At 46.7% G+C, this 11,814-nt stretch carries 13 protein-coding genes, 1 tRNA gene, 1 other RNA gene and 1 pseudogene; 13 read left to right on the plus strand and 3 right to left on the minus strand.

What is annotated here, in order from left to right:
• From CK1_RS07470 to CK1_RS07495, 6 genes are all read left to right on the plus strand, one after another.
• Positions 1–264 (plus strand): hypothetical protein (locus CK1_RS07470; protein ID WP_353611139.1); only part of this gene is annotated, 264 nt, incomplete at its 5' end.
• The gene (locus CK1_RS07475; protein ID WP_015525658.1) at positions 261–2,216 is read left to right on the plus strand and encodes an Ig-like domain-containing protein; all 1,956 of its coding nucleotides are present in this window, start codon (positions 261–263) and stop codon (positions 2,214–2,216) included. The genes CK1_RS07470 and CK1_RS07475, both read left to right, overlap by 4 nt.
• Entirely contained in the window at positions 2,210–2,323 is a 114-nt protein-coding gene (locus CK1_RS07480) for a hypothetical protein (RefSeq protein ID WP_306288835.1), read from the plus strand. The genes CK1_RS07475 and CK1_RS07480 overlap by 7 nt, the downstream gene beginning before the upstream one ends.
• The gene (locus tag CK1_RS07485; RefSeq protein ID WP_015525659.1) at positions 2,272–2,541 is read left to right on the plus strand and encodes an Ig-like domain-containing protein; all 270 of its coding nucleotides are present in this window, start codon (positions 2,272–2,274) and stop codon (positions 2,539–2,541) included. The genes CK1_RS07480 and CK1_RS07485 overlap by 52 nt, the downstream gene beginning before the upstream one ends.
• A gap of 209 nt (positions 2,542–2,750) precedes the next feature.
• A tRNA-Pro gene (locus tag CK1_RS07490) sits at positions 2,751–2,824 on the plus strand.
• A gap of 242 nt (positions 2,825–3,066) precedes the next feature.
• Positions 3,067–4,071: a DUF6128 domain-containing protein gene (locus tag CK1_RS07495; protein WP_306288836.1), complete on the plus strand. Its 1,005-nt coding sequence runs from the start codon at positions 3,067–3,069 to the stop codon at positions 4,069–4,071.
• Between the two features lie 55 nt (positions 4,072–4,126).
• Here the strand turns inward: CK1_RS07495 and CK1_RS07500 are convergent, their stop codons facing one another.
• On the minus strand, positions 4,127–4,633 hold the full coding sequence (locus CK1_RS07500; RefSeq protein WP_353611227.1) for a radical SAM protein: 507 nt from the start codon (positions 4,631–4,633) through the stop codon (positions 4,127–4,129).
• Positions 4,634–4,983: 350 nt separating this feature from the next.
• Here CK1_RS07500 and CK1_RS07505 point away from each other — a divergent pair.
• The 3 genes and pseudogenes from CK1_RS07505 to CK1_RS07515 all read left to right on the plus strand — a co-directional run.
• Positions 4,984–5,172: pseudogene (locus CK1_RS07505) on the plus strand (family 1 glycosylhydrolase); the annotation flags it as partial.
• 245 nt (positions 5,173–5,417) lie between these two features.
• Complete coding sequence (tadA, locus tag CK1_RS07510; protein WP_114001486.1) at positions 5,418–5,948, plus strand: tRNA adenosine(34) deaminase TadA; 531 nt, start codon at positions 5,418–5,420, stop codon at positions 5,946–5,948.
• A 152-nt stretch (positions 5,949–6,100) separates the two neighbouring features.
• A complete protein-coding gene (locus tag CK1_RS07515; protein WP_015525662.1) occupies positions 6,101–6,538 on the plus strand; it encodes a GatB/YqeY domain-containing protein in 438 nt (145 codons plus the stop codon).
• 94 nt (positions 6,539–6,632) lie between these two features.
• Here CK1_RS07515 and ffs read toward each other — a convergent pair.
• Positions 6,633–6,894, minus strand: an RNA gene (gene ffs / locus CK1_RS07520) — signal recognition particle sRNA large type.
• Between the two features lie 53 nt (positions 6,895–6,947).
• Positions 6,948–7,709 carry a hypothetical protein gene (locus tag CK1_RS07525; RefSeq protein ID WP_015525663.1) on the minus strand — a complete coding sequence of 254 codons (762 nt, stop codon included), beginning with the start codon at positions 7,707–7,709 and terminating at the stop codon, positions 6,948–6,950.
• A 293-nt stretch (positions 7,710–8,002) separates the two neighbouring features.
• On the opposite strand from CK1_RS07525, the gene CK1_RS07530 reads away from it, so the two are divergent.
• The 4 genes from CK1_RS07530 (at position 8,003) to recR (ending at position 11,758) form a co-directional block, all read left to right on the plus strand.
• Positions 8,003–9,082 carry a 6-phosphofructokinase gene (locus CK1_RS07530; RefSeq protein ID WP_353611228.1) on the plus strand — a complete coding sequence of 360 codons (1,080 nt, stop codon included), beginning with the start codon at positions 8,003–8,005 and terminating at the stop codon, positions 9,080–9,082.
• Between the two features lie 70 nt (positions 9,083–9,152).
• A complete protein-coding gene (dnaX, locus tag CK1_RS07535; RefSeq protein ID WP_015525665.1) occupies positions 9,153–10,775 on the plus strand; it encodes a DNA polymerase III subunit gamma/tau in 1,623 nt (540 codons plus the stop codon).
• A gap of 30 nt (positions 10,776–10,805) precedes the next feature.
• A complete protein-coding gene (locus tag CK1_RS07540; RefSeq protein WP_015525666.1) occupies positions 10,806–11,162 on the plus strand; it encodes a YbaB/EbfC family nucleoid-associated protein in 357 nt (118 codons plus the stop codon).
• Complete coding sequence (gene recR, locus CK1_RS07545) at positions 11,162–11,758, plus strand: recombination mediator RecR (protein ID WP_015525667.1); 597 nt, start codon at positions 11,162–11,164, stop codon at positions 11,756–11,758. The genes CK1_RS07540 and recR overlap by 1 nt, the downstream gene beginning before the upstream one ends.
• The last annotated feature ends 56 nt before the right edge of the window (positions 11,759–11,814 follow it).

The raw sequence follows: 11,814 nt of genomic DNA on the forward strand, positions 1-11,814 counted from the left end.
TATCTCCGCAATTCCAGACAGGGTGATTTTGCTGTAGGCGGAAATACACTGGGAGTGATCCTTGAAACTGCCAGTGGTAAGAAGGTAGGACTTCGTCATACCTATGAAATCTGGGTACAGCCCTACGAACTTGCGTTTTCAGCAGGATCCGGGCTTATCGGGGAAAAAATTTCAAAGGTGACTTATATTACTCCGGACGGCTCCTATGTATATGAGTTCGGAGACAAAGCTCCTCTTGTAAAAAACAGCCTGAAGCAGGAATGAAGGTACAGGCAGCTTTTGTAAAAGAAAATACAACCCAGGTTAAAGTTGATGATCTTGACAAATATGAAAACCCTAAGGTTTCCGTATACTACACAACAGGAAGTGGCCATGGTAAAAAGACAACGTATGTTGTAGATCATGCAGTGGCAGAGAATGGGGTGGTAACCTTTGACAGCAGTGTAGCCAGGGCCGGGGATGAGATCTACACGGTTATGATCTCAAGCGACAATTATGTGGATATGACAAAAAATATCACACTGACAGGCCAGCCGATCACGGTTTCCAATGTTTCCTATTACTGGGTAAAGGGAGCGGTGGATGGATATACACAGATTCCGGGAACAGATATTTATTATAAGGTGGCAAATGGACATCAGGCACTGACAGGAACACTTTACGGTACGGCATCTCTGTCATACGAGGAATTTTATGCGGGAGATGCAACGAGCCGCAAGTATGATTCCGTTACATCTGCCACAACCAGAAAAAGTACTGTTTTCGGAAATGCAGATGTTCAGAATCTGACAGAAAATGGCTATGAGATCGCAGGAGTAAAAAAGGTTAATGTAGCTACAGATGCAAAAACGTATGTAGAGGCGCAGATCCTTTCAGAAGCGGGAGAACTTCCGGAAAGCGGAGTATATACAGAAGCAGCAGGGATCACCCTGGGACGTACTCCGACGGTAGAGCCTGGGCAGTATAAAACACTGAATACAGATGGAACATACAGTGCTACAAAATTTAATGTAAAAGCAACTGTGACAGATGCGGAGGCAACACTCAAAACATCTTCTCGCTGGGGAGATTATGAGATTGATGTAAAAGAAACCAGCACAAAATATCTCCGCAATACAAAGAGTGATTCCGATTTTGCAGTTAACTCCGGGATTCAGGGAATGATCCTGGAAACAACAGACGGCGGAAAATATGGCATGCGTCATATGAACGAGATGTGGCTGAAGGTGTATAAGGTTGCCTTTGCAAAAGATACAGGTCTTGAGGGAAAAACCGTAAACAAGATCACGTACATTATGGCAGACGGCGCGTATGTATATGAATTTGCAGATGGTATTTATGTTAAACCGCAGGCAACAGAAGAGATGGCTGTTTCTCCGGAATTTACGGACAGCACCCATGTTAAGCTTGCAAATCTTGATAAATACAAAAATCCGAAGGTATCTGTTTTCTATACAACAGGTGTCGGACATGCTTCAGAGACAACATATCTTGTACAGGATGCAGTAACTACAGATGGAGTGGTTGCTCTGGATTCCACTGTAGCGAGACCGGAAAATGAAACCTATACAGTAAGAGTTTCCAGTGATGGTCATGCAGATGTTTCTGTTCAGCTGGTGTATGGAACGATTGCTTTTAAAGAAAATTCAGGAGTTCTTTATATCGGAAGCTCCAGACAGCTTGAAGCAACAGGCGAGAATTGCAAGGATGTAACATACGCTTCCGATAATGAAACGGTTGCATCTGTGGACGAGAACGGAAAAGTAACTGCGAAAGCAGCAGGAACAGCCGTGATCACAGCAACATCTGCAGCAGGAAAAACTGCACAGTACAAGCTTACTGTAAAAACGCCATCTGTAAAACTGAATGCATCAGCGAAGACGCTTTATGTAAAAGGATCTCCAGCTACAGTGACGCTGAAAGCAACGACCGCAGGTGTTACCGGAAAAGTAACCTATACAAGCAGTAAACCATCTGTTGTAGCTGTAGCCGCAAATGGAAAGGTAACTGCAAAGGCGGCAGGTACAGCTGTGATCACAGCGAAATGCGGAAATTATAAAGCAACCTGCAAGATCACAGTTAAGAAGCCGTCTGTAAAAGCTTCGGCTTCAGCGAAGACTGTATTTGTGGGTGGAACAAGCCAGATCAAAGTGAAAAAACAGGCGTTAGCGGAAAAGTTACTTATACAAGCAGTAATAAATCCGTTGCAGTGGTAAGCGCAGGCGGAAAAGTAACAGCAAAAAAAGCAGGAACAGCTACAATTACAGTAAAATGCGGAAGCTACAAAGCAACCTGCAGGATCACAGTAAAAAAGGTAGCCTGAAGATCACATCCAAAACAGCTGTAAGTGTAAAAGCAAAGAAAACAACAGCCATCAAGGCAGTTGCTACTTCAAAGGCAAAGATCACCTACAGAAGCAGCAATACAAAAGTTGCTACTGTAAGCAGCAAAGGTGTTGTTAAAGGTGTGAAAAAAGGAAAAGCTGTTATCTATATAAGCAGCAACGGAATCACAAAAAAGGTAACAGTTACAGTGAAATAAGCATATATTTCACTTGAATATACTTGATATGTTATAAAGAACCTTTCCCAAAACTGCTTCGGGTCTGCGAAAATGTATGCCCGAAGCAGGAAAAAAGAAAAAATTCGATTTTTTTGAAAAATTTTAATTTTTTCTATTGACAAAGTACAGAAACTCTAATATAATAGCTCTTGCAGTTGAGCAAAACACAAACAACTGAAACAGAATAACGAAGCGTGGCTCAGTTTGGTAGAGCGCTGCGTTCGGGACGCAGAGGTCGCAGGTTCAAATCCTGTCGCTTCGACTAACAGCTTGAGAATCCCTTGGTTGAGGGGTTCTTTTTTATGTTTGTACATCCTGGAGCTTTTTTCAGTTGATGGAATGATTTCTCTCGATCTTCATATATATTAACGAAACCGAAATACCGGAGGGACGTGCGTTGGCTGGATATCAGCGTTTTGTTGCGTATGTGTACGAGTATCGGAAAGGAAAAAAGATGGCAGCAGTGGTTATGTGAGGGTGGAGGCCAGAGATAGGAAATGCCGTGTGGAGGTTCATCTGCGCTGCGTTGGACTGGAGCCTGGAAGTCGGTGCAGAGTGTATGGGTTTGTGCGGCAGGAAGGGCTGATGGATGGTATTTTGATCGGAAGCTGTGTTACAGGGCGGGAGCGGATCGAGTGCGCACTGGAGACGGATACAGGGGATATTGGAGGCATGGGAAAAAGTCTTCAGGAGCTTGGAGGACTGCTTCTGATCTCCGATGCCGGCGGATTCTGGGGAACGGAATGGGATGATCAGCCGATCCGGCCGGAGAATTTCCGCGAGTGGAAGAAAAAAGAAACGGAATCTCGGAAGGAAACGGAGAAAACAGGAACGGAATATCAGAAGGCGGCGGAGAAAACAGGCAGAGAGCGGGAAGAAAAGGAAGAAGAAAATCAAAAAGATGGAACCTTGCCAGAAGTGCAGGAAAATCAGAAGGAGTCAGACAGGATCATGACGGTGGAGGAGATTCAGGAGGATGTATTAAAGACATCGGAAACCGGAAATTCATATCAGGCTCCCAGTCCGCATCCGCCGGAGCCACTGCGACCAGGCCAGTCATCACCGCATCCGCCGGAACCACCACGACCAGGCCAGCCGTCACCGCATCCGCCGGAACTACCACGGCCAGGCCAGCCGTCACCGCATTCGCCGAAACCATCGCGACCGGAGCCATCTCGTCCACTTCCGGGAATACCCTGTGATGATCCCTTTAACGACGGCTATTTCACAGACTGCCGCAAGATCAGACCATCGGACTGCAGTGCCTTATGCAGAAAAAACGGCTGCTTCTGCAGCAACCGTTTTGTCATGTACGGACATCAGAATTTCGGCCATCTTCTGCTGTGCAGAAATCCCCGGGGACAGTACATACTGGGGGTACCCGGTGGATACAGCCAGCAGGAACGGTTTATAGCCAATATGTTTGGCTTTCCCTACTTTAAGGAATGTCCGGATATTCATATCCCAGGCGGAAAGGGAGGATACTGGTACTGTTTTATTAACATCTGATCAGAAAAATTTCGGCATCCATGCAGATAAGCAAACAGTTTTGCAAATCCGCAGATCACAGCTCCATACCACGAATTTCTACTACCGGGATCGTCTGAGACAGGATATCCCGGTAGTTTTTCATTTCTTCCTCGGAGCAGGCAGAGAATCCCGGTATCAGAACTCCGTCGGAATCCCGGTAAGCCTGGAGATAATAAGCTTTTGCACCGCTTAACCACCGGCTGATCTCCTGAAAATCTTTTTCGGAATGAAGTTCCCTCACAACTGTTGTACGAAATTCATAATCAAGGTGTCCGTCCAGCAGCCATCCGGCAGTTTCCCGGATCCCATCCAGATCGGCATGTACACCGGTAAGCGCATGATAGTTGGAAGGACAGGCCTTGATATCCATGGCAACCTTGTTGATCAGGTCAGCTGCTGCGAGATTTTTTACCACGGAGGGGCGGGAACCGTTGGTATCGAGCTTCACATCATAGCCCAGCTCCCTGATCCTGCTGAGAAATTCCGGCAGCTCCGGTGCAAGTGTGGGTTCACCGCCGGAAATGCAGACGCCATCGAGAATCCCCTTTCTTTTTTAGAAAAGCCAGGATTTCCTCCTGGGAATATTCAGGCTGGGTGTCAGGCTCCACGACAAGAGCTCCATTCTGGCAGAATGGGCAGCGGAAGTTGCAACCGCCTAAGAATATGGTACAGGCTACCCTTCCCGGATAATCCAGCAGGGTTGTTTTGTTAAATCCACATATTTTCATAGGAAAATCCCCTTGTTTCTCTTATTTATGATACTACAAGCATACTCTCCCCCGAAAAAAGCTGCAAGCCTTTTTAACCGAATCAAGTAAGTTTCCTGCGGAGTTGCGAAAAGCAGTAAGCAGAGATGGGGACTTGCTCATGGAAGAAAAAAACATATAATTTATGGGCTACACCTCCTGGGGCTGCATTGACCTTGTCAGTGCATCTACAGCAGAGCTGAAAAAACGCTACGGCTACATCTACGTGGACCGCAACGACGATGGAACAGGTACACTGAACCGTTATAAGAAGAAATCCTTCTACTGGTATAAAGATGTGATCGCTACCAATGGTGAGTCACTTCACAAATAATCTGGCTGCTTGACTTTCCGGAAAAAAGCAGATATAATGCATTCATTGACGCAGACAATGGAGTTCGCGAGAGCTTCCGTTGTCTGCGTTTTTGGCTGTGTGCGAATATCTGTTTTGCAGCAGATTGACATGGAATATTTGAAAAGTTATAATCGAACGGACAGAAGGCTGAGAGCAGTCTTAGTATGAACAGATAGAATCCCGGAGCTTTTTCCGGAATGTGAAGTTACAGGAGGAGTAAAAACGTGACAGATCAGGAACGTTTTATGAAAGAGGCAATCCGCCAGGCAAAAAAGGCCCGTGCATTGGAGGAAGTGCCGATCGGCTGCGTGATCGTGCATGAGGGAAAGATCATAGCCAGAGGCTACAATCGCCGCAATACAGATAAAAATACCTTATCTCATGCAGAGCTTAATGCTATCCGAAAGGCCAGTAAAAAGCTGGGAGACTGGCGTCTGGAGGGATGCACCATGTATGTAACACTGGAGCCTTGTCAGATGTGTTCCGGTGCACTGGTACAATCTAGGATCGATGAGGTGGTGATCGGCTGTATGAACCCGAAAGCAGGCTGTGCCGGATCTGTGATGAATCTTCTTCAGATCGAAGGCTTTAATCATCAGGTAAAGATCACAGAAGGGGTATTGGAAGAGGAATGCTCCGAAATGCTTTCCACATTTTTCAGGGAACTGCGGGAGAAAAAGAAGCAGGCAAAAATCCTGAAGAAGCAGGAAGCAGAGCGCCTTGCCGGACAGACACAGTCAGAGAGAGCGGAATAGAACGAAAAATCCCGGGAGATTTACTCTTGACAGAATCCTGTGAAAATATCAAAATAAAATCATAAATGGATTTCACTATTACAGACAGAAAATCCATTCAGACCAAGCGAAAGTCGTTGATACAGGAACGACAGAAAATGGAGGAACAAAAAATGGAACTTGAAGCTTTAAGAAAAGACATGGTAGCAGCAATGAAGGCCAAAGATAAGGTAACAAAGGAAGCAGTTTCCGCACTGATCGCAGCAGTAAAAAAAGCTGCCATTGATGAGGGATGCCGTGATGACATCAAAGGAGAGCTTGTAGACAAAGTTATCCTGAAAGAGCTGAAAACAGCAAAAGAGCAGATCGACACCTGCCCTGCAGAACGTACAGATCTGAAAGAGGAGTATCAGGCAAGATATGATATCATTGCGAAATATGCTCCGAAGCAGATGGATGAAGCAGAGATCAAGGCTTATATCGAGAAGAAATTTGCAGATGTTCTGGCAACAGGAAATAAAGGCCAGATCATGAAGGCAGTTATGGGAGATCTGAAGGGAAAGGCAGACGGCAAGCTGATCAATCAGGTAGTTGCCGGATATTGTAAATAAAATAATAGTACAAAAAATCCCGCCGGATCAGTCATAAATGACGGACCCGGCGGGAATGCTGTTTATATAGAGATCATATATTATAACCTTTTTTACGCGCGCCGCACCTCGGAATGGTCTCACAGACGTTACCTTTACAGTTAACTCAGCCCAGGCACCCTCACGGCACACAAGAGCTTCTGCTTAGTGCTGCTGCATTCCTGCCCTGACACGGTTCACAGATTCCTGTTGCGTAAGACCCAGACGTCAACGCCACTTATAAAGGGCTGCTCTGCAAGATACAAGCCTCAGATTGGCATCACCCCTGCTGTAGCGGATTGCAGGTACAGGGCACCGCTATCTCCCCGGCTGCGCGGAATTTAATTATAGACTCTGAAACCAGATTTGTCAAGGTACAGACCGAAATAAATCAGTTCATATTAAGTGTACAGTACTGTACCGCCCCGTTTTTGGTGTTGCGAAGGGTGAAGCTGATATAGGCGGACTGCTTCGCGGAAAGGTTTCCGATACGGAGCGTGGAAGAAGAAGCCCCGCTGTTAGGGGCGTTGTAATTGGTACTATACTGTGTATGGGTCCGGTTGTTGTTGAAAGAAACGCCCGTGATCTTCCAGCCATTTGCAGCGGTGCATTTCATGACAGCATTCTTCTGTGCCTTGTTGGCGTAACGAAAGGCGTTATGGCCGGAGCTTTTGAATTTTCCGGCAAGATTGCCTTTTACACCTGTGATGGAGACGGATTTCAACGGGTTGACATAACGAAGAACCTTGATGGTGGAAGTATAGGTTTTGTTTCCGACCTTGAAGGAAATCTTTCCGGTTCCGGGCTTTTTAACGGCAAAACCGATATTGTAGAAATGATCGGAGTGAGTGTACGGTTTTGCACCCTTGCGGAAAGCCTCCGTGGTACTTTTGAAGCTGCTGGAACCGAAGTAATCCAGTGCGATCACAGATCCTCCGCTGACTACTTTAACATTGGATTTGAGAATGTTCTGTTTAGCAGGAATATTGCTGATCGAGATCTCATCGTATCCCAGGTCCTTTCCGGATGTGGGCATATAAACGATCCGGGTTTTGGAATAATTGATCGCTGCACTGGCGGCGAGAGGAGTCATGGCGCATACCATGGCTGCGGCTAATAAAGCGCAGGATAGTTTTTTGAGAAATTTTTTCATAGGACTCTCCTTTCTAGACGAAAATTTTCTGTAAACATACGAAAGTTACTGATAATTTTATTTTACGATGAGATACAGGTAAAGTCAATCAATACACTCGCTGTTTTCGTGCTTTTTTGGCTATTGTACACTGCCTGAAAATGCTTTATAATATTATATTGTGTAAAACTCTGTGAAAAGAGAGGATACAGTAGTTGTTCTGCAGAAATACGTCAGGTGGAATATCTGTCTTATATGCAGACAGCAACAAATAAAATGTGCACATAAGAGGGCATAGAATGGAGGACGCTATGATTAAAAGAATCGGTCTGCTGACAAGCGGTGGTGACTGTCAGGCACTGAACGCAACCATGAGAGGCGTTGTAAAGGGTCTGAGCAACAGCGTTGAGAACCTTGAGGTTTATGGATTTGATGACGGATATAAGGGACTGATCTACGGGAAATACCGTATGCTTACAGCCAGGGACTTTTCCGGAATCCTGACTCAGGGCGGAACTATTCTCGGAACATCCAGACAGCCATTCAAACTGATGCGGGTTCCGGATGAGAAGGGACTGGATAAGGTTGAGGCCATGAAACAGACTTACTATAAGCTCTGTCTTGACTGTCTTGTGATCCTCGGCGGAAACGGAACGCAGAAAACCGCCAATCTTCTCCGCGAGGAAGGCCTGAATATCATCCATCTTCCGAAGACCATTGATAATGATATCTGGGGTACAGATATGACCTTTGGCTTCCAGAGCGCTCTGGAGATCGCAACAAATGCCATTGACTGCATCCATACAACAGCTGCATCTCATGGACGTGTATTTATTGTTGAGATCATGGGACATAAGGTCGGAAGCCTTACACTGAATGCCGGTGTTGCAGGCGGAGCAGATGTGATCCTGATCCCGGAGATCCCATACGATATCAATAAGGTTGTAGAAGCCATCCAGAAGCGTAACAAGGCAGGCAAGCGTTTTACCATTCTTGCAGTAGCTGAGGGAGCTATCTCAAAAGAAGATGCAGAGCTTCCGAAGAAAAAATACAAAGAAAAGCTTGCGGAAAGAGCGAAGAAATATCCGTCTGTATCCTATGAGATCGCAGACCAGATCCAGCAGGTGACCGGAAGTGAGGTACGTATCACAGTTCCGGGACATATGCAGCGAGGCGGAGAGCCATGTGCATATGACCGCGTTCTTTCCACAAGGATCGGTGCCGGTGCAGCGCAGGCGATCATGGATGAGGAATACGGTGTTATGATCGGTGTCATCAACGGCAAGATCAAGAGGGTTCCTCTTGCTGAATGCGCAGGCAAGTTGAAGATGGTATCTCCAAAGGATCAGCTTGTAAAAGCAGCCAAACAGATCGGAATCAGTTTTGGCGATTAATGAATTATGAGTCATCTGGCCGCCGCGGGAGTCTTTCCGCGGCGACTGTGGCGAAGAGAAGGAGAGTTTTATGAGTTATACTGCTCTTTACCGTAAATTTCGTCCCGACAATTTTGACGATGTAAAAGGACAGGATCATATTGTGACAACACTGACAAACCAGATCAAGGCGAACCGTATCGGACACGCATACCTGTTCTGCGGAACGCGTGGTACCGGAAAAACTACGGTTGCAAAGATCCTGGCGAAGGCAGTAAACTGTGAACATCCTGTAAATGGCAGCCCCTGCAATGAATGTGCCATGTGCAAGGCCATTCAGGCGGGAACTGCCATGAATGTGATCGAAATCGATGCAGCCTCTAACAACGGTGTTGATAACATCCGTGAGATCCGTGAGGAAGTGGCTTATCGTCCAACAGAGGGTAAATACAAGGTTTATATCATCGATGAGGTGCATATGCTCTCAACAGGTGCATTTAATGCTCTTCTGAAAACATTGGAGGAGCCGCCTTCTTATGTTATTTTTATCCTGGCGACTACAGAGGCCCACAAGATACCGATCACAATACTGTCCAGATGTCAGCGCTATGACTTTCACCGGATATCCATTGATACCATTGCTGCCAGACTTTCCGAGCTTCTGACAGCAGAAGGGGTGGAAGCAGAGGAGAAGGCTGTACGCTATGTGGCAAAAAAAGGCGACGGGTCCATGCGAGATGCCCTGAGTCTTCTGGATCAGTGTATTTCCTTTTATCTGGGACAGGTGCTTACTTATGATAAAGTCCTGGATGTTCTGGGAGCTGTGGATACAGAGGTATTCAGCAGACTTCTCCGAAAGGTTCTTTCCGGCGATGTGACAGGTTCCATCCATGTGTTGGAGGACCTGATCACAGGCGGCCGGGAGCTGGGACAGTTTGTATCAGATTTTACCTGGTATATGCGAAATCTTCTGCTTGTGAAGACTTCCGAAAATCCGGAGGAAGCCATTGATGTTTCTTCTGAGAATCTGAAGCTTCTGAAGGAAGAGAGCGGGATGACAGATGTGGAGACGCTGATGCGTTACATTCGTATTTTTTCCGATCTGTCCAATCAGATCCGTTTTGCAAGCCAGAAGCGTGTATTGGTGGAAATCGCACTGATCAAGCTGTGCAGACCGGCCATGGAGACAAATCTAGACTCTGTTCTTGACAGGCTTCGTGTCCTGGAAAAGCAGATGGAGGAACGGCCTGTGCAGCAGGTGATCGTTCGGGAGAGCGAGGCCGGTGGAACCGGGGAACCGGGGGCGGCAGTGACCGGTACAGCAACGGTACAGCAGCAGAAACCACAGAAGGCAGCTCCTGAGGATCTTCAGAAGATCGTGGCAGGCTGGCGTGCCATCGTGGGTCAGACTACCGGACTTTTCAAGCAGTCCCTGCAGCGTGCAGTCCCCAAGTATAACGGAGAAACAGGAGATCCCATCCTTTATGTGGAATTCCAGGATTTTCTGGGGATGAATTATGTAGACAATCCGGAGGCGAAGAAAGAGCTTCAGGACATTATTGCTGCCCGGACAGGCAAGAGCGTGGAGATACATATGCTGGTAGCCAACAAACATCAGCACACCAATCTCGCGCAGATCACAGTAGACGATGCACTTCGGGAGAATATCCACATGGATATCGTAGTGGAAGAAGACCCGGATGAGGAGTCATAAATCCGTAAACAAAAACAGGAGGAAAGTATTATGGCAAAAAGAGGTGGATTTCCTGGCATGGGTATGCCGGGAAACATGAATAATCTTATGAAACAGGCGCAGAAAATGCAGCGTCAGATGGAAGAAAACCAGAAAGCTCTTGAGGAAAAAGAGTTTACAGCAACAGTAGGCGGCGGAGCTGTTTCCGTTACAGTTTCCGGTAAACGTGAAATAACAAAGGTCACACTTTCCGAGGAAGCGGTAGATCCGGATGATATCGAGATGCTTGAGGACATGATCGCGGCAGCAACAAATGAGGCGCTCCGTCAGGTTGAGTCCGAGTCAGCAGCAGTGATGTCCAAACTCACAGGCGGCCTTGGCGGTCTTGGCGGAGGTCTTCCTTTCTGATGGAATATTACAGCAGCCATATCAATAAACTTATTGAGCAGCTTTCCCATCTTCCGGGGATCGGAGCCAAATCTGCCCAGCGTCTTGCATTTCATATCATGAATATGCCGAAGGACCAGGTGGAGCAGCTGACCGCCTCCATTACCGATGCAAGGCAGAATGTTCAGTACTGTAAGTGCTGTTACACGCTGACAGATCAGGAGCTTTGTCCGATCTGCGCCAATCCCAAAAGGGATCACAGCACGATCATGGTGGTTGAGAATACCAGGGATCTGGCAGCATATGAGAAAACAGGTAAATTTGACGGTGTATATCATGTACTTCATGGTGCGATCTCCCCGATGCTTGGGATCGGGCCGGATGATATCAAACTGAAGGAACTGATGAAGCGCCTTCAGGGGGATGTAAAGGAAGTTATTGTGGCAACCAATTCCAGTCTTGAAGGCGAAACGACAGCTATGTACATCAGTAAGCTGATCAAACCGACCGGGATCAAAGTAAGCCGTATCGCCAGCGGAGTTCCGGTGGGCGGTGATCTGGAGTATATTGATGAGGTGACACTTCTCCGGGCACTGGAAGGAAGAGTGGAACTATAACCGGATCAGGTGAAAAATTCCCTGAGGGATTGCAAAAAGTGATAAGCAGCCAGGAA

The sequence above is a fragment of the Ruminococcus sp. SR1/5 genome (assembly GCF_000209835.1).
GTDB classification, from domain to species: Bacteria; Bacillota; Clostridia; order Lachnospirales; family Lachnospiraceae; genus Blautia_A; species Blautia_A fusiformis.